Here is a 25,675-nt window from a genome sequence, read left to right as displayed (position 1 = left end):
CGAACAAATGGAATTGCATCTTGCCGGTGTATAGCCCAGCTCGAGTCGTTAACTATTTAGGCGGCTTGGGAACCAAAATCGGGACCGACTGACAATAAGCAATATAGTCGGGATCTTGACCCCATTTTTTCTGTCCTGCGGCCTCTAATTTGGGCACACCGCTAATTTTCATAAGCAGGATGGTGACAAATATCGGAGATATAATGGTAACCCATTGCCAGCCTGATAAAAGCGGCAAGGAGGCCACAGTAATGCCTGCCCATAATATGATCTCACCGAAATAATTAGGGTGTCGTGACCAGGCCCAAAGACCGGTTGCAATAAACCGCCCCTTATTCTGCGGATCTTTTCGAAAGGTGCGTTTTTGTTTGTCTGCTATCGCTTCAATGGCAAAACCAACTAGCCATAAAGCGAATCCGATATAGGCAAATATGTCGAGTGGAAGGCGCACGGCATTGGTAATGATGACCAAGGCGCTCGCGGCAGTGAACAGCACCCAGAGACCCTGCAAGGTCCAGGTTAAAAAGAAGCGGGGCGGCGAGATTTTGATTTTGTCGAACCGCTCGTCGCGACCATCGGCCTTGATTCGCAGAAACAAAAAGGATCCGAGCCGCAAGGACCAGATCATCACCATGGCTGCGACTATCGTGGACCGCAAATCCAGTGGCGCCGATAGCAGGCACGCCACCAGCATGACCGTGACATAAGTGATGGAGCCGGTGAGATCATAAAATTTCTCTGTCTGCGCAATATTAGCAGGAATGAAGGCCAGCCAATTGATAGCAAAGGCTAAAATGCCGCAAAGCAAGAATATGGGCATCGCGCCCCATGATTGGCCACCGTAACTGCCGGCGATCGCAACAAGAAGGCCCAATGCCACTGATATGCATAGCCCGATTACAATCTTCCCGTTCATGGCCCTATTCCCCTATATTGCGCTACGTGCCGACGACGAAGGAACAGTTTGTTGTCCCCGAACCTCCGACGTTAAAAGTGCCGACGGTTTTGGCGCCTTCTACTTGATAGTCTCCGGCTGTCCCTGTGACTTGCTTGGCGGCGTCCAACATCATCCGAACACCGGTTGCTCCGACCGGGTGCCCCATACCAATCAAACCGCCGGAAGGGTTGATCGGCAGGCGCCCGTCAAAGCCGATCACGCCTTCTTCAATAGCCTTCCAAGCCTCGCCCGGCGCGGTAATTCCGAAATGTTCGATTGCCATATATTCGGTCACCGAAAAGCAATCGTGCGTTTCAATCGCATCCAGTTGCTCGGGGCCGGCTATGCCTGCCCGGTGATAGGCATCGGCAATAGCTTTGCGTGTCCACGGCAATATGTAATTGTCATTCACGCTGTCGGCTAATTTTGTGCGCATCAACATCGGCGCGGTGCTGTGTCCCCAGCCTTTGATCTGTGGGAGCGATTCCAGCGCAATGCCTCGGGCATCGGCATAGCGTTTGGCGCGCTCTTCCGAGGCCAAAATCACCACGGCGGCTCCGTCGGATACCTGTCCGCAATCTTGACGCCGCATCCAACCTTCGATGACCGGATTATGGTCATCATCCTGGGTAAAACTCTTGTCGCTGAAATTCCAGTCTCGACTTTGTGCATTGGGATTGCGCCGGGCATTGTCAAAATTGATTTTCGAGATTTCCATCAAATGTTCATGGCGCAATCCATATCTCTTATCATATTCTTCGGCGAGGTCGGAAAACATGGCGGGCCATATATATTTGGCATCCTGTCCTTCTTCCCCGACATAAATGGCGGCGCCAAGATTATCTGCTGCTTGTCCGCCCGAAACGTTGCGCATGAGTTCAACACCCGCGACACAAGCCAGATCATAACGCCCGCTTTCAATATCAGTCATCGCACCCAATATTGCTAGCGAGCCCGATGCGCAGGCGCCTTCGTGGCGCGAAGCGGGCATTCCCGAGAAATCTTTGTGCACATGACCGAAAAAGCCGCCAAGCATGCCTTGGCCGGTAAACAGTTCGGCCACAAAATTCCCAACATGGCCTACTTCTATATCTTTGGGTTCCAATTGGGTCTCTTCCAGAGCCGCAAGAACGGATGTTGAAAATAGATCGAAAAGTGACAGATTCTGCCGCGTCCAGTTTTGCGCAAAATCGGTTTGATGGCCGCCAAGAACGTAGATTTTCCGAGACATATTTCCCCCTCTAGCGCAATTCACTGGCGTCTGCCCATACGGCATGTGTGCCACTACAAATGCGGTGAGGCAATATGATCTGGCAAATTGGGCCAGCCTCGAGATTTTTTGCGTCCATGATTACGCATTCTGAGCGGTTCAGATTCATGTCCGTAATGAAACTAATCAAATAGCCATCATCTTCCGATTTGGCATTTTTTCGGGCAATAAATGGTGCTTCTGATCCATAGCGACCAGGCCCAAATGGATAATGTTGGTTCTGGCCGGTTTCCAGATCATGTTTAATCATGCCGGTGAATAGAAAATAGCCATTTTCGCCGGTCACACTGTAAATGTAACGATGTTTTTGTCCGGCTACGGCTGGATTGATCGTCCCAAACTCGACAATCTCGTCATCATAAAGACGTTCTTCCAATGTCGCGCCAGTTTCCAGATTGAAACGCCAACGATGCAAATGGGTTTTCAGCGAATGCAGATCAAGATTGGACCCCATGGCCTTATAAGCATCGGGCATAGATTGCAGCGGATCGGGACGCGGATCTTGCTGGAAATATCCATCCATCACCAGTTCATTGCCGTCTTCAAAGGCATTCATGAAATGCAGTACATAGGTGGATTCAGCTTCAAACCATTTAATGTCTTCGGGATTTCCAAGGCGCGGGACGACCGCAAAACGAGATTTTTTAGTCTTGTCAAAGACCGGAATATAAAAGCCGTTGTCAATCGCGGCTTGCGGCCAGAACATCGGAAAATCATTGAGAATGGAATAGTTTGCCGAAAAGCAAATATCATGCGGCAGGCGAGGCGCGGGCAATTCGACCGGAATATAATGTTTTAGCTTATTGTCGGATCCAACAACCCCATAATGCATATAGGGGGCGTGGGTCGAATAGTTGAAAAACATCAGTTCGCCGGTTTTTGGATCCAATTTGGGGTGAGCTGAAATACCGTCAATCGGTGCCCAGCCTTCTATGCCCAGTGTCTCCAGTGTTTCTGGATCGAGACGATAGCCTTCACCGCATTGCCAGAAGGTCGACAAAATACTGCCAGCGTGGACAATCACATCGGTGGATGAACTGTCTTTGATATGGCCATGCGCTCCCCAACCGGCGCGTTCCGACTTTTTGGGATTGCCCATGCAACCAATCCATAACGAGCGGCCAGCTTCTTGCTCCGCTTCGAAACCGCGGGTGCGAATGAATCGGTTTTTGTAAGCGGCTTTGCCATCGGACAATTGTATCATGTGCAACATGCCATCGCCGTCAAACGGGTGATAGCGGCCAATTGAATCATGTACAGGGTTTTCGGTATTGCGGACGTAAATCCCCTCTATGTCAGTCGGAATTTCGCCGATGACTTCCAGCGATTTGCTGTCATGTTCTTCAAAATTCGGCGTCCAGGCACCGTTTAAATAAGGATGGTCATTGGCGGACAGCGTGGTCTTGATAGCAGCAGGGGATCGGGACAAGGGGCAAGGCTCCATATTTTGGTATGTTTATTAAAGTCACTGCTTAAAAGCCGATAGCGCGGCAATCGTCAACCGAATTTATGGAAGCATAAGCATTGAAAGATCAGCCGCCGGCGCTGATAATCGAGACATTTTGAGGCGTGACCGGAGCATCACAATTTTTACATGCTATTTTGGGCACGAGATGGGCGCCGCAGCTTTTGTGGGTTAGAATAACCGGAGGGCCTTCCGTAGCGCCATAATATTTATCCCCCCAAAGCATCAGCATCATGATCACGGCGTAATATTCCAAGCCCTTTGCAGTCAGAAAATATTCGTTGCGAACGGGATGCTGTTGATAGGGTTTGGTCTTAAGCACGCCAGTGGCGACCAACTTTTTCAGCCGGTCTGAAATAATCGCAGGTGACGCCCCGGTATCGTCCTGAATTTCATCAAAGCGGCGCAGGGCGGTAAAAATTGCCCGCATAATTAGAGCAGACCAACGGTCGCCCAATATCTCCACCGACCCCCTGAGCAAAGAAGGTTGGTCAGATTGAAAGGTTACTTGGTTGCGCCGCCGGCTATAAGAGGCCGGCATCAACCCCAAGCCCGGTCCTTCGACAAAGGAGACATGCTGCAGATTAAATATCTCTCCGCAGGATTGGCAAACCGGCACAGGATGCAAGGGCGCGCCGCATGCGTCGTGGCGCAATTGCAAGTTGAGCCGGCTGTCAGCGGATCCCCATTTCCGTTCCCAGACATAGAGAGTCAAAACGGTGGGAAACAGGTCGACCCCTTTTTCGGTCAAGCGATAGGCAAGATGTTTCGAGCCGCCTTCTGCAGTGCCTTTACGCAGCACACCATTTTTGATCAACCGCTGCAACCGATTGGAAAGCAGCGCTTTTTGTAAACCTGTACGCTCTTTTAACTGTTTGAACCGAGTCGAACCCAACCACATAGATTCCAAGATGAGCAATGTTGGTGTGTCACCCAATATTTCCAAAGATCGCCAGATTGAGCATGTCCTGATCATGGCAGTATTCGAGACAGAAGAACGGGTTGGCATCATACTCTTCTAAAGACGAAACCCTTAAAATCAAAGAGTTGACTTGGTATTCGTTGGAAAATGACACTATTTGATTTAATTGGTCGGGACGAGAGGATTCGAACCTCCGACCCCCACACCCCCAGTGTGATGCGCTACCAGGCTGCGCTACGTCCCGACCGTCGGAATGGCAATGCCACCCGAGCCAGCGCCTATATGGCGCTCGGACTTTCTTGGCAAGCTCTTTGGATGATCAATCACTGCGAACCATTTTGACCCTTGATCTGCCCCTCTTGGTCTCCCATTTATCGGATAAGTTTTACGATCCGTTCCGGCTTGTGGCAGTTATTCTGCTAAGAATTTGCTTTCACGGGGACTGCATGATAGGCGCGCGCAGCATTATCAAACGGCCTTTTGCAAGAATGGATTTGGCGGTTTGTCGGCCCAAAAATTGGGCTGCTTAATTGGGGATATTGAAATGACTTCACTTTTGATGACGGCACAAGCGGCTTCCGGCGGAGCGGGCGGTTTTCTGGTTTCTATCATGCCGTTGGTTTTGATTTTTGCGGTTTTCTATTTTCTGCTCATCCGTCCACAGCAAAAGAAAATGAAAGAGCATCAAACCAAAATTGGTGCGGTGGAGAAAAATGACCAGGTGGTTACGGGCGGCGGCCTCGTCGGCAAGGCAATGAAAGTGGATGACGAATATGTCGAAATCGAAATTGCCAAGGGTGTGCGCGTGAAGGCGGTTAAGGCTACGTTGTCGGACGTCACGCCACGTGGTAGCGGCAAAGCGGCCAACGATTAAACCTGTTTAGGGAACGGATAGTTTTACGATGTTAGATTTCCCGCGTTGGAAAGTCATTTCGATTTCACTGCTACTGGCTTTTGGCGTGCTGATGTCGCTGCCAAGCTTGCTGGTCGGTGAAAGCCATAAATATTGGCCGGGCTTCCTTCCCGATGAGACCATTAATCTCGGATTGGATTTGTCCGGTGGTAGCCATATCCTTTTGGAAGCGGACCCTGCTGATGTTGGCGAGACGCGCTTGGAAACTATGGAAGAATCGGTCCGCGCAGAAATGCGACGGGCCAATCCGCGCATTAATATCGGGGATATCTCCCGCAAAGATGGTGTATTGTCGTTCATGGTTCGCGATTCCACCCAAGTGGATGCCGCGCGAGAAGTCTTGTTGCCCTTGACCACGGGCGCTGGCCTGACCGGACAACGAGACTGGGATATCGAAGTGCGCGATGACACGCGGTTTGTGGTGTCACCAACGTCTGCAGGGCTCGATAGCGCTGTTGATAATGCCATGGACACAGCGACTGATGTTATTCGCCGCCGGATCGATGAAATGGGCACGCGAGAGCCGACCATCATCCGCCAAGGCGATACACGGATCGTGGTGCAGGTTCCCGGTCTAGAAGATCCCGAAGCGCTGAAAGAGCTGCTCGGCAAAACCGCCAAGCTGGACTTTAAACTGGTCGACTTTGAAGCCGACCCCAATGCAGTTGCCGCAGGACGCCCCGCCGTTGGCAGCCAGATATTTCCCTATCCTGACAATCCCGCTGGCTTACCGAATATTGCGGTCAAGCGATTGGGCGGTATTTCGGGTGACAAGCTAACCGATGCGGGACAAGGTTTTGATCAAGATACCAATGCACCAGTAGTCAATATCACTTTTGACACGGAAGGCGGCGCAAGATTTGCGCGCTTAACGCAAAATAATGTCGGCCGCCCGTTTGCCATTATATTGGACGGTGTGGTGCTATCTGCCCCCAATATCAACGAACCGATATTGGGCGGGTCGGCCCAGATTTCTGGGAATTTCACGGTAGAAGAAGCCAATCAGCTGTCAATTGCTTTGCGCTCTGGTGCTTTGCCGGTTGAACTGCAGGTTGTCGAGGAACGTACGGTCGGTCCGGATCTCGGCGCTGATTCCATTCGCAAGGGGATGATTGCAGCAATTATCGGTACGGCGGCAGTGTTGGCCTTCATGGTCATTACTTACGGCCGATTTGGTTTTTATGCGAATTTCGCGCTGACGTTGAACCTGTTTCTGATCTTGGGCGTGATGGCGATGTTTAATGCGACTTTGACGCTCCCCGGTATTGCCGGGTTTATCTTGACCGTCGGTTCCGCGGTTGATGCCAATGTGCTGATTAATGAGCGTATCCGCGAAGAACGCAGGCGCGGCCGGCGCGTGGTCCAAGCTGTCGAGGTTGGCTATAAAGAAGCGTCTCGCGCCATTTTCGATGCGAATATCACCAATGTGATTGCCGGATTGCTCTTGTTTATCTTTGGATCCGGACCAGTTCGCGGCTTTGCCGTGGTTCTCATCATCGGAATCGTGACATCGGTATTTACTGCAGTGGTGGTGACGCGGATGCTCGTTGCGCTTTGGCTGCGCCGGACCCGTCCCCAAGAGCTGGTCATATAGGAGGGAATGATAATGAAACTTCTCAAACTTGTTCCTGACGATACCAACATTGGGTTTTTGAAATGGCGCAATATCGCCGTGGCCATCAGCATTTTGATGATCATCGGTTCGATGGCGCTGGTCGCGCAGCGTGGACTGAATTTCGGGGTCGACTTTGTGGGTGGACAGATGATCCGCACCACATTTACCGAAACGCAAGACGCGCCGATCACGGAGTTGCGCGAAAAGGTTGGAGCGCTGGGCTATGGTGATCCTACGATCCAACGTTTCGGGGAACCCAATGAAGTGTCGATAAGAATGAAACTGCCAACTGGTTCCGGGCAAGACCCGGAACTGGCTAATACAATGGCAGATGAAATTACCGGCATGCTGAAAGCAGATTATGCCGATGTCCGCATTGATGGAGTTGATTCTGTCTCTGGTAAAGTGTCGGAAGAGCTGCTCTCCAAGGGTGTCTGGTCGCTAATCGGCGCGATGGTGGCGATTACGCTCTACATCTGGATTCGATTTGAGTGGCAATTTGGTGTCGGGGCATTGTTTGCCTTGTTCCATGATGTTGCCTTGACGTTCGGCTTTTTCGCGCTGACGCAATTGGAATTTAATCTCAATATCGTGGCGGCTTTGCTGACGATTATCGGATATTCGTTAAATGATACCATCGTTGTCTATGACCGGATCAGAGAAAATCTTAAAAAATATCGCAAGATGGATATTATCGCTCTGCTCGATTTGTCAGTCAATGAAACGCTAGCGCGCACAGTAATGACGAGCTTGACCATGTTGGTTGCGCTGGTCGCCCTGATCATTTGGGGGCCGGATGTGATTTTCGGATTTGCCACCGCCATGTTCTTGGGCGTTCTGATTGGAACCTATTCTTCGGTCTATATGGCAGCCCCGATCTTAATTTGGTTGAAGGTTGGACCAGACAGCTTCATTCCACCCGAGGCAGCTGGCGCCAAGGCTGAGAAAATTGGCGGATCCGAAGAAGTCGGCTAATGGTTGAACAATCATGGTTGAGCTGAGACGGGATGTTAAATTTGAAGGGCCTGTGGTCACTGGATTTACCCCCGGCGGCTTTAAAATTGGCGAGCAGCGTTTTGACAATGGATTGCTTATTTCACCGCAACAGGCGCTAGATTGGACAGCGTCCAAACCTGATTCTTTAGATCTTTCGGCGATTATCGCGGCTCTTAATCTATCACCGGGGCCGGAATTTCTGCTCTTTGGCAGCGGCGCAAAAATGGAGCAGCCGCCGGCTGCTTTTCGGCGGGCTGCCGATGCCTTGCAATTGGGTATAGAAGTTATGGACAGCCGTGCAGCAGCCCGGGCCTGGGGTGTTTTGCGGGCAGAAGAGCGCTGGATTATTGGCGCATTTCTGCCGCTGCGCTGATCAGCGCTTGATGATGTCGGTAAAGAAATTGATCAAAATATCCCCGTTATTCTGCCAACTAAACTGATCTACTGATGCGCGAACCGCTTGCTGCGGCGGCGGATTAGCGAGAATTTCTTGGATAGCTGCGATGATGGCTTTGCTATTTTGATCAACAATGCGTCCCGCTTGGCCCGTAGCGATCAACTCCTTGGCGCCACCGGCATTGCTGATGATAATCGGCGTGCCACAGGAAAGCGCTTCCACCCATGCATTGGCGAGGCCTTCTGATTTTGAGGGCAAAATTGCGATATCGGCTGCTGCAACCAATTCCGGCAATGCATCATGAGGGACATTGCCAAGAAACCGAACCTGGTCTGTAACGCCCAATTTTTGAGCCAGCGCGCGATAGGATTTTTCTTGGTCACCCGAACCGGCAAGTATCAATGTCGCGCTCGGAATGGCTGTCATGGCCTGGATAACCAGAGCTTGGTTTTTGCGCTCGATCAGAGCGCCCACTGAAATGAAAAGTGGGCCTTTCACCTTCAGTTTCTTTTTGGCGACGAGGCGATCGACGGGCTTAAACTTGTCGCGATCAAGACCGGTATAATGGACCGTGATTTTCTGGCTATCCATGCCCAGCGCAATCATGTCTTGTTTGAGCGCTTGCGAGACGGCTAGCAAGCCGGATGCTTTTTGTGCAGCCGCCAATATTTGGGGCCGGCACTGCGACTGGCTGCCCCAATAATGGATATCTGCACCGCGAGCTTTGATGGTAAAGGGAATGTTGAGCGAAGCCGCTAAATGCATTGCCGCTGGACCATCAGGGTAAAAAAACTCGGCGTCGATCAGATCGAAAGGTTTCTCTTTGTGCAGCCGTTCCGCAAGCGGTAAAATCGCTTTTGCAATGCGCGCTGGATTGGACGCTCCGCCAAATTTGGGGATCAAGGTAAAGCGCGGCCGATAAACCGGAAGCGAGTGCCACAGTTCAAAATCCGCCAAGTTACGCAATGCCGGATAGGGGGGCAGAAATTTGAGTGGTGCGGGGGCTATTCCGATGGGGTTGATAATGCGCACGTCCGCTTCTGGACGACTGGCCAATTCGGCGGTTTGCCGTTCCACGAAAATACCGAAATTGGGCGATTGGTCGTTCGGAAATAATGTCGACAAAGTCAATATGTGGAGCGGGCGTACCATGAAATTATCCTAGCAATAAGCCCTTAAAGGGCCCTTACCAGCCGCACTGCTACACCAATCCATTCCGGATCTTTAACAATCTGTTGCCGGGCACCGCTGCCCAACGGTAAAATCTGTATCATATCGCCTTCGCGTCCAATGAGCCGGCCAAACAGAAATCGACCCGCCGGACGGGGAACCAAAATATCGCGGTTGAGCGCCGCACTAAACTGATCCGGAGTGCGCCGCGACAACCATACGTCATCACCCGCTCGATAGTCGCCGAGACTGCTCTTTACGCGCAAGGCGACCATAGCTGTCTCGATAGTGGGTTGTGACAGGCTCTGCGGCTTTTTGAGCGCATGCGCCCCTTTGTGATCCAAAATGGCAGCGATCGGCAACTCATCCTGATCCGGTAAGGCCAGCAGTTCTGCGCTATCTACATCCAAGGCATTGGCAATGCGATTAAGCCAGTTGAGCGACAAGGTACGCATGCCGGTTTCCAAGCGACCAATGGTTTGCGCCGTGGTGACTGGCACACAACGATTGGCGACATCTTCCAGGGTGAGACCTTTGGCTTTGCGAACATCTCTGATGCGATTGATCATAATATCTCCAACCTATATGGTTTTTTCTTTCCTACAATATCGCCAAAATGGCAAGAAGTTTCCGTGTACAGCAGGAGCAAAAAATATGCCATCGATCAAATCTCAAGATTTTGTGGATCCACGGGACTTAGCAGAACAAGCGCTGCCGCAAGACGGTCGGCCTCGAAGATCATCCAAGGCAAAAAGGCGTCGTGTCCGCAGCGTAACCGTCAACAGAAGTGAATCACCCATATTATGGCTTTACAGCCGCGGGCATCTGACCACTCGGCAATTGGACGGTGGTGAAAAATTGCGCGCAGATTGGGAGCGAGCGCATTTGGCGCCGAGTGTAACCATGCGTTGGGATATGATGACGCCCAAGGCCAAGAGACGCCAAATGCCCGAATCTCTTGATCCTACGGAGCAACAAATAGCTGCGAAACGGCGGTTTAATGAGGCATTGGTTCATTTGGGAGATGATCTTTGCGATATTGCTTGGCGGGTTATCTGCGCCGGTGAAGGCGTGCCCGTAGCGGAAAAGCATCTCGGTTGGCCTGCTCGGTCGGGGAAGCTGGTGCTGAAAATCGCACTGGACCGGCTTGCTGATTTTTACCGACTGCCGGAAGATGAAGGATGTTCCAAGCCACCTTAAGGAACACCGAAAGGCGGTTGATTGCAGCGGACGATCAGATAAGGTCTGCAGCAGAATCAATCGCCAGGAAAAATACCTCATGAAAACCCGTGCGGCCGTTGCCTTTGAAGCCAAAAGACCTTTGGAAATTGTGGAACTGGATTTGGAAGGCCCGAAAGCCGGTGAGGTTTTGGTCGAGATTATGGCAACAGGAATTTGCCATACCGATGCTTACACGCTGGATGGTCTGGATAGCGAAGGCAAGTTTCCCAGCGTGTTGGGTCATGAAGGCGCTGGCATTGTCCGTGAAGTCGGTGCGGGCGTAGAGTCGGTTGCACCGGATGACCATGTTATTCCTCTATACACTCCGGAATGCCGGCAATGTAAAAGCTGTCTGAGCGGCAAAACCAATTTATGCACCGCCATCCGTGCTACCCAGGGCCAAGGTTTGATGCCGGATGGCACTAGCCGCATGTCTTACAAAGGGGAGACGATTTATCATTATATGGGTTGCTCCACCTTCTCCAATTTCATCGTGGTTCCCGAGATAGCCGTTGCGAAAATCCGTACCGATGCACCGTTTGACAAGAGCTGTTATATTGGCTGCGGCGTTACTACCGGTGTCGGTGCCGTAACCAATACGGCGAAAGTCGAACCGGGCTCAAATGTAATTGTTTTCGGGCTGGGCGGTATCGGGCTGAATGTTATTCAAGGTGCGCGACTGGTCGGAGCGGACAAAATTATCGGCGTCGATCTCAATGCAGATAAAGAGGCTTGGGGCCGTAAGTTTGGGATGACGGATTTTGTCAATCCGCAGACAACTAGAGGCGATATTGTTGAACATCTGGTTGCATTAACTGATGGCGGCGCGGACTATACATTTGATTGTACCGGAAATACCGAGGTCATGCGGCAGGCTCTGGAAGCGTGCCATCGCGGGTGGGGAGAAAGCATCATTATCGGTGTTGCCGAGGCCGGCAAAGAAGTGTCGACACGGCCGTTTCAATTGGTCACGGGACGCGTTTGGAAAGGCACAGCCTTTGGCGGAGCGAAAGGCCGCACGGATGTTCCAAAAATTGTCGATTGGTATGTGAACGGAAAAATCGAAATTGATCCGATGATCACACACAGTTTGCCACTGGAAGATATTAACAAGGGTTTTGATTTGATGCATGCGGGTGAAAGCATTCGCAGCGTCGTAGTTTTTTAAATTTTGACAGGGAGAATATAATGTTCAGTCACATCATGGTCGGCGCGAATGACATCGCGGCGTCGAAGACATTTTACGACGCAATTTTAGGAGCCATGGGTTATCCTGCGGGCACTCCCGATGACAAGGGGCGTATTTTTTGGTTCACGGAAACCGGTATTTTTTCGATCTCTCCGCCGATAGATGGCGAGCCAGCGACGTGCGGCAATGGCAGTACGGTTGGCTTTACTGCGAAAGATCCTGAGACAGCAGATGCTTGGCATTCTGCCGGTTTGGCCAATGGGGGGACATCAATCGAAGATCCTCCAGGAGTGCGTGAAGGCGGCCTCGGGAAATTGTATCTCGCCTATCTTCGTGATCCGTCCGGCAATAAATTATGCGCGCTTCATCAGATGAAGTGACGCTGCTCGCTGTGGAGACTGTATCAGAGAATAAGTGTTTCGGCGGACTGCAGGGGGTTTACACCCATGCCTCCGCCGAAACGCAAACCGAGATGACGTTTGCTGTTTTTGTGCCGGAACATCAGCCTGGCGATAAATTGCCCGTTTTGTGGTATCTATCTGGACTGACCTGTACCCACGCCAATGTCATGGACAAAGGCGAATATAGGCGGTTGGCCAACGCCTTGGGTCTGATGATTGTCTGTCCCGATACCAGCCCGCGCGGTGCGCAAGTTGCAGATGATGACAGCTATGACATGGGGCAGGGCGCAGGCTTTTATGTTGATGCCACTGAGCAACCATGGGCGAAACATTTTCGAATGCGAGCTTATGTAGAAACCGAATTACCGGCTCTTATAGAACAGCATTTCCCCGTTGATATGACGCGCCAGGCTATTTTTGGTCACAGCATGGGCGGGCACGGGGCGCTCACCATGGCGCTCAGAAATCCCGACCGCTTTAAAAGCGTGTCGGCTTTTGCCCCTATTGTTGCGCCCAGCGAATGTCCGTGGGGACATAAGGCGCTGGGTGGCTATTTGGGTCCTGATCGGGCCACCTGGCGAAACTATGACAGCTGCGCGCTGATCGACGATGGCGCGCGTGTCCGGGATATTTTGATTGATCAAGGCGGGGCGGATCAGTTTCTAGAAGAACAGCTGAAACCAGATTTGCTAGTGGCCGCTTGCAAACGGGCCGCTATTCCTCTGACGCTCAATATGCGAGAAGGATATGACCATAGCTATTTTACCATTTCAACCTTCATGGATGACCATTTGCGCTGGCATGCGGAGCGGCTTTAATGTGGCATGACACGGCCGAAATCGCACAAATCCGAGAATCCGTGCGAACATTATGTGGCGATTTTTCTGGCAGCTATTGGCGGCAAAAAGATCGCGATCGTGCTTATCCGAAGGAATTTGTCGAGGCCTTGACCAAAGCCGGTTTTCTCGCCGCGTTAATTCCGGAAGAATATGGCGGTAGCGGGTTGGGGCTTTCGGCGGCTGCGGCAATTTTGGAAGAAATTCATAGCAGCGGATGCAACGCCAGTGCCTGCCATGCCCAAATGTATATCATGGGTACAATTTTGCGCGATGGGAGTAATTCCCAAAAGCAACAATATCTCCCCAAAATTGCAACCGGGGAATTGCGGCTACAGGCTTTTGGTGTCACCGAGCCAGGCAGTGGAACCAACACGTTGGGATTGAAAACAACCGCTGTTCGTGATGGTGACAATTATGTCATTAATGGCCAGAAAGTTTGGACGAGCCGCGCAGAATATAGCGATCTTATGGTATTGCTTGCGCGAACTACGCCCTTGGATCAGGTGAAGAAGCGGACCGATGGCCTTTCCGTTTTTCTCGTCGATATGCGCACAGCTGTTGGCAATGGTCTGACGATTAAACCCATCCGGACCATGATAAATCACAGCACGACCGAAGTATATTTTGATGAATTGCGCGTTCCGGCCGAAAATATTATCGGTGAAGAGGGCAAGGGGCTGCGCTATATTCTCAACGGCATGAATGCGGAACGCGTGCTAATCGCCGCGGAATGTATCGGGGATGCTCGATGGTTCACCGCCAAAGCGTCTCAATATGCCAGCGAACGCGAGGTTTTCGACCGGCCTATCGGTCAAAATCAAGGCGTGCAATTTCCCATTGCTCGCAGCTATGCCCAGACCGAGGCCGCCGATTTAATGGTCCGAAAAGCCGCTGGACTATTTGATGCCGGTGAAAATATGGCTGCCGAAGCCAATATGGCAAAAATGCTGGCATCTGAGGCGTCTTGGGCGGCGGGAGAATCCTGTATGCAAGTCCATGGCGGTTTCGCTTTTGCCGAAGACTATGACATTGAACGGAAATGGCGAGAGACCAGGCTCTATCAAATAGCGCCGATATCGACCAACTTGATCCTGTCCTATCTGGCAGAACATGTTTTGAAATTGCCGCGCTCTTACTGACCTTGTCCCGATTGGCGCTGGATAATCGATTGGTTTTGCTATAATTATCTTTGCTCCCACATCGGATTGGGATGAAACTTAAACTAGGAGGCCTTGATGAAATTTCCACGGGTAAACATTGCCGTTCCAGCTATTGCGACCGTCCTCATGCTCAGCGCATGCGGCGAAACCGGCGGATCGGATGCAACGTCGGACGCCACCAGCGAAGCGGCTAGTGCACCTTTGCCCAATGGAATGACCGTTCAGCAACAGATTGAAGCCCGTCAAGGCCAGCTGGAAAAAGTCGGCGAAGCGTTCAAAGCGATTAGCGATCAGCTCAAAGCGGATAGCCCGGATATAGCAATCATTCAGGAAGCGGCAGCAGCGGTTCCAGAAGCGACCCAAGACATGGCGGATTGGTGGCCGGAAGGCAGTGGTCCGGAATCCGGAGTCGAAACGGATGCTCTACCCTCTATCTGGGAAAATATGGCCGACTTCCAAGAGAAGGTTGGGAATATGAAAGACGCAGCAGCCCAATTAAATGTCGCGGCTCAAAGCGGTGATGTGGTGGCTGTTGGCGAAGCCTTTAAAGCCACAGGCGGAACCTGCAAAGCCTGTCATGACGATTATCGTCTCGACGACTAATCAGCGCTTTTAAATTATTGTTAGCGGACAGGCTATGAACGACGGCCAGGCACAAACGAGAATTTGGGACTGGACTGTTCGTTTGTTTCATTGGTTGATTGTGCTGATCGTTCCAGCGCTATGGTGGACCGCCGATCAAGGGTTAATGGACTGGCACAAGCGTCTCGGATTGACGATGTTTGCTCTGCTTCTCTTTCGCCTGACGTGGGGCGTGGTCGGTACATGGACTGCGCGATTCCTTCCCATGCTCCGGCAGCTATTATCCTTGCCATCATATTTGAAAAATCTTGTCGCCGGCAATCACGAACCGTCTTTTGGTCACAGTCCGCTTGGGACTTTAAGTGTCATTGCATTGCTGGGACTATTGTCGGTTCAAGTGACAACCGGGCTGTTTTCGGTTGATGTCGATGGCTTGGAATCGGGGCCATTGGCGACATTGGTTGCCTTTAAAACAGGGCGAGAGCTCGCCGATATTCACGAACTCAATTTCGATCTTCTTGTGATTTTCATTGCCCTTCATATTTCGGCTATCGCCGTATATCGCTGGTTGTTCAAAAACGACCTCATTCGGCCCATGGTGACCGGTATGCGCTCGGATATCCAGGCACCGACGACCATTGTTGTGCATGTCTGGGAACTGGCGATCGGCATCGCGGTTGCCTTGGCGGGCGTTTATGGCGTGACCAGATTGGGCTGAGCGAATTTAATAGCCTAGCGCTTGGCCGTCTTTGCGCATTTCTGTGGCGCCATGATACACACCGGTTTCGGGATCTCGGACAATCGCCTGATAGCCGCCGAACATAGCTCCGTTGCTGACGACTTTGACTTTGTGACCCATGGCGGTCAGGCGATCAATGGTCGTTTGCGAAATGCCCGGTTCGACATGAAGCGTGCCGAGCAAATCAGCGCCCGTTCCAGCCAGATCATTCGTGGGTTGCCGTCCACCATCATGATTGAGACGAGCCGCATCGCCGGCTTCCTGCAAATTCATACCATAGTCGACCATGTTGATCATGATTTGAACATGCCCTTGCGGTTGCATGCCTCCGCCCATCAACCCGAAAGACATAAACGGCTGGCCATCTTTTGTCATAAAGGCAGGGATGATGGTCTGGAAAGGCCGTTTTCCAGGTGCATAGACATTGGGGTGTTTGGGATCCAGTGAAAAGAGTTCGCCGCGATCTTGGAACATGAAACCCAGACCATCGGCAACCAGCCCGCTGCCCATGCCGCGATAATTGGATTGGATGAGCGAAACCATCATTCCGTCTTTGTCGGTGACGGTGAGATAAGTTGTATCGCCTTCACCCTCGAGCTTGGGCTCTCCCGGACCAAATTCCGGCGATGCTTTTGTGGGATCAATCAATGCAAAACGCTGTTTCCCGTAAGCGTCTGAGAGCAACCATTTTAGCGGTGCCGGCGACATATCGGGATCAGCGTAAAATCGCGCGACATCTTCAAAAGCCAGTCTTTTGGCTTCGGTGATATAATGCAGGACTTCGGCACTGCCCCGAGGATATTGCGCTAAGTCGATATTCTTGAGAATATTCGTCATTTGTAGTGCAGCATAGCCTTGGCTATTGGGCGGGAGCTCACATAGTTCAAAACCTTTGCGATAGGCAACGCAGCCTGGTTGGACCCATTTGCTGCTATGGGCCGCGAAATCGGCATAGCGCAAATTGCCGCCGATCCGTTTGAAATATTGATCCATGGTCCGCGCGATTTCGCCTTTGTAAAAAGCATCTCTTCCACCCATGGCAATTTTGTTGAGCGTATCGGCCAAATCAGGGTTTTTGAAAATCTCTCCTTCTTTCGGAGCACCATTAGCAAAAAATGTGGCGCGGGCATTGTCAAACTCGCCAATCATTTCGAGATTTTCTTCGAACCGGACAAGATTACGCCCGAAATAATAGCCGATTACCGGTGCGATGGGATGGCCATCTCGCGCATAGGCTATCGTGGGAGCGAGAATATCGGCCATGCTCAATTTGCCAAAGCGGCCATGCAATTCAAACCAACCGTCGACGGTTCCAGGAACGGTCACCGGCATCGGACCAAAGGGCGGTATCGAGCTGCGCCCGTCTAGCTGCTTTTTAAACTTCTTATAAGATGTGCCCATAGGGCTTTTGCCGGAGCCATTTAAACCGTATAGTTTTTTGGTTTTCGGATCCCAGATAATCGCAAATATATCCCCGCCGATGCCATTTCCCGTTGGTTCCATCAGTCCTAAAGCCGCGTTGGCGGCAATAGCGGCATCGACGGCAGAGCCGCCCTTTTTCAACGTATCTATCGCTATTTGACTGGCCAGCGGATGGGCTGTGGCTGCCATGCCATTAGCGGCATATATTGGGCTGCGAGACCAAGCTTCGCCAACCGGACGACCACCGCCACCGATATCGAGAACCGGTTTTGTGGCCCCCGCTTCTTGCGGTTGTGCAGAAACAGGAACAGCGGTGAGCATCAGAGCACAGGCGGCGGGAAATAAAGTTTTGAACATGGAACGACCTCGATAGCTGGGGCTGCACAGGCTTGAAGCAGCAAATAAGAAATTGCACTCTAGCCAGTCTGTTTTCTGCATCAAGTCTATCTGTCATCAATTATAACGAATAGAAGCGGGTGCTGATGGGGTGAACAGACTTGACTTAATATCATTACTAACTATGTTGCAATGCAGCAAAGACAGAAACTTGTCTGGCGAATATTCTGCGTGAGAGATGGCATGATCATCTCGAATCATCGCCTTATTGCTTCTCAATTCTCGGCAGCCTGATCACGCGGGTCGTCTTAACCGACGGCGGACACGCGCATGGCTTTGAAGCTGTGTGGTATCACACGCTGCCCTATTTTAAGGTATTATTTTTGACTAAATTTTCTGATTTCGCTCTAGCGAAACCAATTTTAACGCGCGTCACAGAAGGCGGCTATACAACACCATCTCCGATTCAGCAGCAAGCCATTCCCCCGGCGCTGGAAAAGAAAGATATTCTCGGGATCGCCCAGACCGGTACCGGCAAGACCGCAGCCTTTTCCTTGCCTTCCATTCACCATTTGCTGGGTAACAAGCGCAAACCGGGTCGTTTCGAATGCCGGATGTTGGTGCTCGCTCCGACCCGTGAGCTGGCGCGCCAAATTGCTGACAGTATGGTGGGTTATTCCAAAGGTTTGGGCATGTATGTAACATCGGCCTTTGGCGGCGTTCCGATTAATCGGCAGCGGCGGATTTTGGAACGCGGCGTCGATATACTGGTTGCAACCCCCGGGCGACTGCTGGATCTTGTCGATCAGCGCTACTTGAACCTGAGCAAGGTTGAAATATTGGTTCTCGATGAAGCGGATCAGATGCTCGATCTTGGCTTCATTGTCCCCTTGAAGAAAATTGTGCCGTTGCTGCCCAAGCAGCGCCAAAGTCTGTTTTTCTCGGCCACCATGCCCAAAACAATCTCACAATTGGCCGATCAGTTTCTGACCAATCCGGTTCAAGTGTCCGTTGCACCTCAATCAACCACTGCGGAACGGGTCGATCAACGGGTCACCTATATCAATCAAGAAGACAAGCAGCGCTTACTCAAAGATTTTGTGAACCAAGAAAATCCGGATCATATGCTCGTCTTTACGCAGACGAAACATGGGGCTGACAAGGTTGTGAAAAACCTGATGGCCGTTGGTATTCATAGCGCCGCCATTCACGGGAATAAAAGCCAACCACAGCGGGAACGCGCCTTGGGTGATTTTCGCAAAGGCAAGATTAATATATTGGTAGCCACCGATATTGCCGCACGCGGTATTGATGTTGATGGCGTCACCCATGTGATTAATTTCGATATGCCCAATGTGCCCGAACAATATGTGCACCGTATTGGTCGAACCGCAAGAGCCGGAGCGTCCGGAATTTCTTATTCACTGGTCGCGCCGGATGAACGGCAATTTCTGCGCGACGTTGTGAAGTTAACCGGTGTGAAGCCGCAGGTTATAGCTTTGCCTGAAGGCTATGATGAGCCACCTCGTGAAGAAGTTGCACCGCGGATTTACGGCCAAAAACCAAAGAAATATGGCGCAAAACCGACGCGCGGCGGGCCATCAAAAAATAAGCATAGTGCGCGAAAAGGTAGACCCGGCGGTGGTCGCGGCGGTCCCGGTTCAAAAGGCAAGAGCGGTGGGCCCAAGCATTGGAACAACAGCGCCAAATCGTTCAAACGGCGTCAGGCTCGCAAAAGCGACGCTTAATCGTCACGCAGCGCTTTCGATTGTGTGAGCTGATGAATTTCGTCATCCGATAGGTTGAGCCAATTTTGTAGCGCGGTGACATTATGCTCACCGCGCTTCGCCGTTTTGGCGCTGCTGTCTATGCCGCTTTTGGATTTAGAAAATCGATAGGGCGATTGGACGGTACGCCGGGCATTGCCTTCATCATCAGTGACCTCGACAATTGTACCCAAGGCTTCGATGCTAGGTTGATCATATACATCCGGACCGAAGGGATGCACTTCTCCCCAAGCCAGATTTAACCGGTCCAATGTCGCCGTGAGCGCATCAAAGCTATCGTGCGACAAGATATGCTGTTCCATTGCCTCGCGCCGTAACGTGATCTTGGTGGCGATATCGGCGTCAGGCGGTGTTGGGTCTTGCAAATTATCTTTGGAGGAGAACATCAACCACAGCCATTTCATATCACCTGTGATCAATATTTGTCGCTGTTCTGGTGCTTCCCAAACCAATGTTTCTGGCGGTTTTGGCCAAATATCATCCAATGCAAAATGGGCATAGTCATCGGCGGAATGCAAAACATTGAGCATAGCCAAATCAATATGTTGGCCTTCTCCGGTTTGATCCAAATTTCGCAAAGCGGACAGGATCGCAATTATGCCATGGAGAGAGCTATAGCTGTCTGCCATGGCGAATTGGATATCGGTTGGATGGCCGCCGCTCATTTGCGCTTGCCGAGCAATAAGCCCCATTTCGGCGTGGAGCACGGGCGCATAGGCTGCTTTTTCTCTTTCCGGACCATTCTGGCCATAGCCCGATATGGAAAGCATGATAAGACGCGGGTTAACCTGTGAAAGATCGTTCCAGCCAATTCCGAATTTATCCATGATGCCGGGACGAAAATTTTCCACGACAATATCCGCTTCTGCCGCCAGTTTTCGAACCAGGGATGGCGCACCCTCGGCTTTGAGATCCAGACAGATATTCTGTTTACCGATATTGAGCTGCAAATAATTGCCGCTCACGCCGCTTTTGCGCTTGGCCAGTTTGCGGGTGACATCGCCTTCAGGTGGTTCGACCTTTAAAACTTCTGCACCGAGGTCAGACAGCATGCGTGTGGCATAGGGCCCAGCCACGACGCGCGAAAAATCGAGGACTTTAAGCCCTTCTAAGGGAAAGCCGGCCATATTTCTCGGCTCTATAGTTTCATCTGCTGCTTCATAGTTTTCTCAGTGGACGCGCCATAAGGTGGAAGAAATCCAGCAATTTTTGCGATATTCACCTTCGGTTGCCGATATACGGCCTTGGCGTGGCTAAACTCTTTGAAGCCATCTGGTCCAGTATACGCTCCCATGCCCGAAGGTCCGACGCCACCAAAGGGCAAGTCATGCTGGGCAATATGGAAAATAACGTCATTGACGGTAACACCGCCTGAAATTGTGCGATCGAGCACTTTGCGTTTATCAGATTCCGTCTCACCAAAATAATATAATCCGAGCGGACGGTCATGATCATTCACATATTCAACAACCTCGTCGAGGTTCTGATAGGTCTTAACCGGCAATACGGGACCGAAAATTTCTTCCTGCATGACCCGCATATCTTCATTCACATTTTGTAGGACAGTCAGCGGCATTTTGTTGCTGTTGGTATTAGAGAAATCTTCCTCACCCGGATTGACGACAGTTTGTTTTGCACCTTTTGCAACCGCGTCATCAATCAGACCCTGCAACCGTTCTTTATGCCTACCATTGATTACTGACGTGTAATCATCATTGGCGATCATTGTTGGATATTGCTCGGCAACACTGGATGCGATGCCATTGACGACGGTTTCTTCCTTGTCCGCCGGAACCATCAGATAGTCCGGAGCGAGACAAATTTGACCTGCATTCATCATCTTGCCCATTGCAATGCGCTGAGTGGTTTTTTCAACATCGGCATCGGGGCCAATGATAGTGGGTGATTTGCCGCCCAGTTCCAGTGTGACAGGCGTCAGGTTTTGCGCCGCAGCGGCCATGACATGTTTTGCAATGCCGCCGCCGCCAGTGAAGATGAGGTGATCCCAAGGAATTTCGGAAAAGGCTTTTCCGGTTTCCGGTCCGCCAGTAATGACGGTCATTTCTTCCGGAGCAAAATATTGAGCAACTAATTTTTTGACCAATTCGCCAGTTTCAGGGCAAAATTCAGAAAATTTAATGATGACTCGATTGCCGGCTCCAAAGGCACCAATCGCAGGATCAAAAGCTAAGTTGATCGGAAAATTCCAAGGTGAAATCACGCCTACGACGCCTTTGGGTTGATATTCCACGGCGCCGCTTGCGCCCAACAATCCCAATGGAAAGTCCATTTTGCGTTTTTCAGGCCGCATCCACTTGCGCAGGTTTTTCTTGTGATCCTTGGCATGGCCAACAACAGACATAAGGTCGGTCATTACCGTTTGAACGCTGCTGCGATGACCAAAATCATTGGACACTGCTTCGCATAATGCATCTTTATTTTCGATGACCAATTGGGCAGTTCGATTTATCCGATCCATGCGGCTTTCATAGCTAACCGGCAGTTCGGCATGAAAGGCGTCGCGTTGCGCCTGAAACGCAGCCATGATTTCTTCTTTGCTGACTTCGCCAGCTGCCGCTTCCAATGCTTCCATTATTCTTCTCCTGCCAAACGCTTAACCGCGCCCTTTTCAGTTGGTTTCAATTAACCACTTAAACTATAATTTTGCTGTTTGTCGAGATGCAACCGTTTAGGAGGCCGCGGCGGCAATGGCCTCAGCCATAGACATTGTCTGTTCGGCCTGCTGCAAATGCAGTCTTTCCGTCATTTTACCGTTGACGGTAATCACGCCTTGTCCGGCATTGGCGGGATCGTTAAACGCGTCAATAATGGCCTTGGCCTGCCGAATTTGATCTTCGCTGGGAGCAAATATGCGGTTTGCAATATCGATTTGGGCAGGATGGATCAGGGTCTTGCCATCAAAGCCAAAAATCTTGGCTTGCTCGCATTCCTGTTCAAAACCGACCGGGTCCTTAAAATCATTATAAACACTGTCGAGTATGTTCACGCCAAAGGCTCTACCGGCCATAATGGTTTGCGCCATAGCCGGGGTGAACAGCGCTCGATCCTGTTCCGCCCGCATTTCTTTGGCGAGATCGTTAAAGCCCATAACAAAGGTTGCCAGACGAGTAGACGGTGCCACGCGAGCGATATCGCCAATATTCAGTACCGCGATCGGCATTTCGATCATCGCCCATAATTTCAAATGCTTTGGTGTCTCCAGTTGATCCATCAGATCTGATATTTCGACAATGTCAGCAGCGGTTTGGATTTTGGGTACTAATATCGCATCTGCCGCGCTGGTCGCCAATTGCTCCAAATCTGAACGGAACCACTGTGTATCCTTGGCATTAACCCGAACTATCATTTCTCGCCGACCATAGCCGCCGCCACAAAGCGCTTCGTAAGCCGCTTTCCGAGCATCGTCTTTGGCATCTGGTGCAACCGCATCTTCCAGATCAAGAATGATCGTATCAGCTGGCAAAGTTTTTGCCTTTTCTAAAGCCCGCGCATTAGAAGCAGGCATGTAAAGACACGAGCGGCGCGGACGGAAGCTTTGATTGGTCATAGGCCGAGCCCTATCATCTCGCAGGACCACAGAAAAGTATCTAATCCAATATGCTCACGCGATTGGCCATCGTCCGATTATTTGAAACATTGAAACAATCAAAATAGACGAGTTTTAGGGGGCGTTCAGTTGACCAGTGTTAATCGGCTTCTCTTTTTTCCGCCAAAATGCGGGGCGATTTCTTCATTGAATTGCAGGGTTTCTAGTTTAAACACATCCTAATCTTCTTCCAATGACGGCAAGCCATCCATGAAAATATCAGATTCCATAATCTCGCCCGTCGAAAAGCCTTATATCATTGCAGAAGTATCTGCGAACCACGGTGGTAAGTTGAGCCAGGCAATGGATTTGGTGGCCGCTGCTGCCGACGCCGGTGCGAGCGCCGTTAAGTTTCAGACCTATACTGCCGACACCATGACAATTGAATGCGACCGTCCTGAATTTCGGATCGAAAATGCTGAAAGCTTGTGGAACGGGCGCACACTTTACGATCTGTACGATGAAGCGCATACGCCGTGGGACTGGCATGAGCCCTTGTTTGAAGAAGCCAAGCGGTTGGGTATTCATGCTTTCTCAAGCGGCTTTGATGAGACCGCGATAGATTTTCTGGAAACATTGGACCCGCCTTGTTACAAAGTAGCGTCATTTGAGCATACGTTCATTCCGTTGCTCGAAAAAGTGGCACAGACAAAAAAACCAGTAATTGTGTCATGCGGATTGGCGTCAATGGACGAGATTCAAAAATCCGTCCAAACCTTGACCAATGCTCAATCCGGTCCGCTATGTTTGCTCGCCTGCACCAGCAGTTATCCAGCCTCGGTTGCAGATAGCAATTTGCGTCGTATTCCTGCGTTGAAAGAGGCTTTCCCTGGTTGTCAAATAGGTTTGTCAGACCACACCATTGGTAGCACCGCCGCGATTGCCGCAGTGGCTTTGGGGGCTTGCGTCTTTGAAAAGCACTTTAAGTTGTCAGGTGACGATACCTCAGTCGACGCCGCATTTTCGGTCACTCCAGAGGGGTTAAGAGACTATGTCGATGCGATCAATGATGCTTGGGCCGCTCTTGGCGAAGCAAAATTTGGCGCAGCGAGTGATAGCGAAGCCCAGTCTTTGCAATTTCGGCGGTCAATATATGTCGTAGCGGATATTGGTGAAGGGGAAGCTTTTACCCGAGATAACATCAAATGCATCCGGCCCGGATTGGGATTGGAAACCGAACATTTTTCTTCAGTTCTTGGAAAAACTGCCGCGAAGACAATCGAACGGGGAACGCCGCTCAGCCTTGCGCTAGTCGCGGGCTGAGGTAACGCTCGATTTTCCTGGCGGCCTGTTGTTTGAGCACTGTGGCATCGCGATTATATGATGCGTCATAGCTTTGCATCACATTGCGCCATGCCGGGCCGGTGTAGAAGGCCTTCAGCATGGGATAAAGATCGGTGCTCCAGTTCTTCACTTCACAGACGAGGCCATCCTGGATGAAACCGCAATAATCGTGGTTCAGCTGGTCTAATGCATCGATATAAGCGACGGGTCGACCACCACGCAGTACATTCATTGCGACGCCGCTATTGCCGCAGAAAATCAAGTCACAGGCTTCGATCTCGCTGTCTAGGGACGTGCCGATCGTAATCTCAACATTTTGATATTTTGCTGAGAGATCTGAAAAGTCGGATTTTAAGAGCGCGACCGGGTGATTGCGGATCAAAATCTCTACATCGAGGTTGCTATTGTTGATTGCGGCGACAAGCTTTTCCACAGCATCGGCAGAGGTCAATGCCGTCAGAAATATACCGACTTTGCTGATTTTGTCGCACCACTTCATTGGGCGCGTGGTTCCCGGCTGACCGATCAAAGCGACATCCGCGTTGCAGCGGCTCGCATTCTTGTAGGTTTTCTGGATGGCTTCTCCATAAAATACGGCGCAGTCAGCAAGCACCGGTGGCACTGTCGCACCATTTGCGGGCACGGGGGCATGATTGACGTAGATCAGCTTGCGATCCATCGCATGTGCGGCTGCGGCCATGCCTAATGCTTCTGGGCTATAGTTGCTGGCGACAATGGCCGCTCCCAGCTTTGGATGCTGAGCAAATAACTGAGAAAAGCGCATGTAAAATGCCAGTCCGCTGGCGATGCGAGCCGAGGGCATAAAACCATATGACCGTGCGAGCTGCGACAAGAACGGAAATATTCGCCTCAAACTGCCAAACATGGTCAGCGCGGTGCGGAATTGACCGCGCCGGAATAAATGACTGCGTTTCAAGGATAATTGCATGATATGCGCGTCGGGTAACAATGATATTAGTCGCGCGATGGCATTCGTTTCATTATGAAAATTTGAGATCGCAACAGAATCTTGATCTTCATAATCGAATGATCCAATTGAGAGCACGCATTTGAGCATATAAGCGAATAGGACGAGTGGCTGCACCAAACGTGAACCCGCTAAAGTGTACAGAGTATCCACCAATCGATAGATCGGGTTCTTATTCTTTATTTCGGCAAAGACGGCGCCGCGGGCCGCAGACGTCTCCATCCGGCGGATAATGCCAAGAGCGATGGAGAGGTTGTAATTATCACGAGGTGCCGTGAATTTTTTCTCAGGATCACCTTCAAAATCGGCCTCCACTACCGCCTGAACCGCATCAGTAACATCTGATTCGATCTCGGCATCAAATGCTGTCTCATACGGCGCCAAACCAAATATATCCGGTCGTTCCATAATGTCCCCTGAGATTCCTTCGTTGGT

At 51.0% G+C, this 25,675-nt stretch carries 24 protein-coding genes and 1 tRNA gene; 13 read left to right on the top strand and 12 right to left on the bottom strand.

The window, feature by feature from the left end; all coding sequences use genetic code 11:
- Positions 1 to 52: 52 nt before the first annotated feature.
- The 5 genes from ABJU74_RS11390 to ABJU74_RS11370 form a co-directional block, all read right to left on the bottom strand.
- Entirely contained in the window at positions 53 to 916 is an 864-nt protein-coding gene (locus ABJU74_RS11390; protein ID WP_348384333.1) for a DUF1295 domain-containing protein, read from the bottom strand.
- Positions 917 to 938: 22 nt separating this feature from the next.
- A complete protein-coding gene (locus ABJU74_RS11385) occupies positions 939 to 2,168 on the bottom strand; it encodes an acetyl-CoA acetyltransferase (RefSeq protein WP_348384332.1) in 1,230 nt (409 codons plus the stop codon).
- A 10-nt stretch (positions 2,169 to 2,178) separates the two neighbouring features.
- The gene (locus tag ABJU74_RS11380; RefSeq protein ID WP_348384331.1) at positions 2,179 to 3,636 is read right to left on the bottom strand and encodes a carotenoid oxygenase family protein; all 1,458 of its coding nucleotides are present in this window, start codon (positions 3,634 to 3,636) and stop codon (positions 2,179 to 2,181) included.
- 103 nt (positions 3,637 to 3,739) lie between these two features.
- Positions 3,740 to 4,609: a helix-turn-helix domain-containing protein gene (locus ABJU74_RS11375; protein ID WP_348384330.1), complete on the bottom strand. Its 870-nt coding sequence runs from the start codon at positions 4,607 to 4,609 to the stop codon at positions 3,740 to 3,742.
- 152 nt (positions 4,610 to 4,761) lie between these two features.
- A tRNA-Pro gene (locus ABJU74_RS11370) sits at positions 4,762 to 4,838 on the bottom strand.
- A gap of 300 nt (positions 4,839 to 5,138) precedes the next feature.
- Between ABJU74_RS11370 and yajC the strand changes: the two genes are divergently transcribed.
- Genes yajC through ABJU74_RS11350 form a run of 4 tightly spaced genes read left to right on the top strand, consistent with a single transcriptional unit; the run spans position 5,139 to position 8,491 of the window.
- Entirely contained in the window at positions 5,139 to 5,468 is a 330-nt protein-coding gene (gene yajC / locus ABJU74_RS11365; RefSeq protein ID WP_348384329.1) for a preprotein translocase subunit YajC, read from the top strand.
- Positions 5,469 to 5,496: 28 nt separating this feature from the next.
- Positions 5,497 to 7,101: a protein translocase subunit SecD gene (gene secD / locus ABJU74_RS11360; RefSeq protein WP_348384328.1), complete on the top strand. Its 1,605-nt coding sequence runs from the start codon at positions 5,497 to 5,499 to the stop codon at positions 7,099 to 7,101.
- A 12-nt stretch (positions 7,102 to 7,113) separates the two neighbouring features.
- Positions 7,114 to 8,097, top strand: coding sequence for a protein translocase subunit SecF (gene secF, locus ABJU74_RS11355; RefSeq protein WP_348384327.1), 984 nt, complete (start codon positions 7,114 to 7,116; stop codon positions 8,095 to 8,097).
- A gap of 13 nt (positions 8,098 to 8,110) precedes the next feature.
- Positions 8,111 to 8,491, top strand: coding sequence for an Mth938-like domain-containing protein (locus ABJU74_RS11350; protein WP_348384326.1), 381 nt, complete (start codon positions 8,111 to 8,113; stop codon positions 8,489 to 8,491).
- Here the strand turns inward: ABJU74_RS11350 and ABJU74_RS11345 are convergent, their stop codons facing one another.
- A complete protein-coding gene (locus ABJU74_RS11345) occupies positions 8,492 to 9,667 on the bottom strand; it encodes a glycosyltransferase (RefSeq protein WP_348384325.1) in 1,176 nt (391 codons plus the stop codon).
- Positions 9,668 to 9,690: 23 nt separating this feature from the next.
- Positions 9,691 to 10,254, bottom strand: a complete 564-nt coding sequence (locus ABJU74_RS11340) for a helix-turn-helix transcriptional regulator (protein WP_348384324.1) — start codon at positions 10,252 to 10,254, stop codon at positions 9,691 to 9,693.
- Between the two features lie 85 nt (positions 10,255 to 10,339).
- Here ABJU74_RS11340 and ABJU74_RS11335 point away from each other — a divergent pair, with 85 nt between their 5' ends.
- The 7 genes from ABJU74_RS11335 to ABJU74_RS11305 all read left to right on the top strand — a co-directional run bounded on the left by ABJU74_RS11335 (position 10,340) and on the right by ABJU74_RS11305 (position 15,795).
- Positions 10,340 to 10,885, top strand: a complete 546-nt coding sequence (locus tag ABJU74_RS11335; protein WP_348384323.1) for a DUF6456 domain-containing protein — start codon at positions 10,340 to 10,342, stop codon at positions 10,883 to 10,885.
- Positions 10,886 to 10,964: 79 nt separating this feature from the next.
- Positions 10,965 to 12,074 (top strand): S-(hydroxymethyl)glutathione dehydrogenase/class III alcohol dehydrogenase, encoded by a 1,110-nt coding sequence (locus ABJU74_RS11330; RefSeq protein ID WP_348384322.1) that lies wholly within the window; start codon positions 10,965 to 10,967, stop codon positions 12,072 to 12,074.
- A gap of 20 nt (positions 12,075 to 12,094) precedes the next feature.
- Positions 12,095 to 12,475, top strand: coding sequence for a VOC family protein (locus ABJU74_RS11325; protein WP_348384321.1), 381 nt, complete (start codon positions 12,095 to 12,097; stop codon positions 12,473 to 12,475).
- Positions 12,451 to 13,314, top strand: coding sequence for an S-formylglutathione hydrolase (fghA, locus tag ABJU74_RS11320; protein WP_348384320.1), 864 nt, complete (start codon positions 12,451 to 12,453; stop codon positions 13,312 to 13,314). The genes ABJU74_RS11325 and fghA overlap by 25 nt, the downstream gene beginning before the upstream one ends.
- Positions 13,314 to 14,474 (top strand): acyl-CoA dehydrogenase family protein, encoded by a 1,161-nt coding sequence (locus ABJU74_RS11315; protein WP_348384319.1) that lies wholly within the window; start codon positions 13,314 to 13,316, stop codon positions 14,472 to 14,474. Before fghA ends, ABJU74_RS11315 begins: the two co-directional genes overlap by 1 nt.
- Positions 14,475 to 14,570: 96 nt before the next feature.
- On the top strand, positions 14,571 to 15,098 hold the full coding sequence (locus ABJU74_RS11310; RefSeq protein WP_348384318.1) for a cytochrome c: 528 nt from the start codon (positions 14,571 to 14,573) through the stop codon (positions 15,096 to 15,098).
- A gap of 34 nt (positions 15,099 to 15,132) precedes the next feature.
- Positions 15,133 to 15,795 (top strand): cytochrome b/b6 domain-containing protein, encoded by a 663-nt coding sequence (locus tag ABJU74_RS11305; RefSeq protein WP_348384317.1) that lies wholly within the window; start codon positions 15,133 to 15,135, stop codon positions 15,793 to 15,795.
- 6 nt (positions 15,796 to 15,801) lie between these two features.
- On the opposite strand, the gene ggt is transcribed toward ABJU74_RS11305, so the two are convergent.
- Positions 15,802 to 17,595, bottom strand: coding sequence for a gamma-glutamyltransferase (gene ggt, locus ABJU74_RS11300; protein WP_348384316.1), 1,794 nt, complete (start codon positions 17,593 to 17,595; stop codon positions 15,802 to 15,804).
- A 362-nt stretch (positions 17,596 to 17,957) separates the two neighbouring features.
- On the opposite strand from ggt, the gene ABJU74_RS11295 reads away from it, so the two are divergent.
- Complete coding sequence (locus ABJU74_RS11295) at positions 17,958 to 19,322, top strand: DEAD/DEAH box helicase (RefSeq protein ID WP_348384315.1); 1,365 nt, start codon at positions 17,958 to 17,960, stop codon at positions 19,320 to 19,322.
- On the opposite strand, the gene ABJU74_RS11290 is transcribed toward ABJU74_RS11295, so the two are convergent.
- The 3 genes from ABJU74_RS11290 to ABJU74_RS11280 all read right to left on the bottom strand — a co-directional run bounded on the left by ABJU74_RS11290 (position 19,319) and on the right by ABJU74_RS11280 (position 22,929).
- Entirely contained in the window at positions 19,319 to 20,488 is a 1,170-nt protein-coding gene (locus ABJU74_RS11290) for a CaiB/BaiF CoA-transferase family protein (RefSeq protein ID WP_348384314.1), read from the bottom strand. The two genes, ABJU74_RS11295 and ABJU74_RS11290, sit on opposite strands and share 4 nt — an antisense overlap.
- Before the next feature lie 11 nt (positions 20,489 to 20,499).
- Positions 20,500 to 21,954, bottom strand: coding sequence for a coniferyl aldehyde dehydrogenase (locus ABJU74_RS11285; RefSeq protein ID WP_348384313.1), 1,455 nt, complete (start codon positions 21,952 to 21,954; stop codon positions 20,500 to 20,502).
- A gap of 96 nt (positions 21,955 to 22,050) precedes the next feature.
- On the bottom strand, positions 22,051 to 22,929 hold the full coding sequence (locus ABJU74_RS11280) for a CoA ester lyase (RefSeq protein WP_348384312.1): 879 nt from the start codon (positions 22,927 to 22,929) through the stop codon (positions 22,051 to 22,053).
- Positions 22,930 to 23,178: 249 nt separating this feature from the next.
- Between ABJU74_RS11280 and pseI the strand changes: the two genes are divergently transcribed.
- The gene (gene pseI / locus ABJU74_RS11275; protein ID WP_348384311.1) at positions 23,179 to 24,231 is read left to right on the top strand and encodes a pseudaminic acid synthase; all 1,053 of its coding nucleotides are present in this window, start codon (positions 23,179 to 23,181) and stop codon (positions 24,229 to 24,231) included.
- Here the strand turns inward: pseI and ABJU74_RS11270 are convergent.
- Entirely contained in the window at positions 24,206 to 25,648 is a 1,443-nt protein-coding gene (locus tag ABJU74_RS11270; protein ID WP_348384310.1) for a hypothetical protein, read from the bottom strand. The two genes, pseI and ABJU74_RS11270, sit on opposite strands and share 26 nt — an antisense overlap.
- Positions 25,649 to 25,675: the final 27 nt, after the last annotated feature.

Origin of the sequence: Parasphingorhabdus sp., assembly GCF_039982415.1 — a bacterium.
Taxonomy (GTDB): domain Bacteria; phylum Pseudomonadota; class Alphaproteobacteria; order Sphingomonadales; family Sphingomonadaceae; genus Parasphingorhabdus.
The sequence above is the reverse complement of the archived record's forward strand: the minus strand, read 5'-3'. Positions and strand labels throughout refer to the sequence as shown.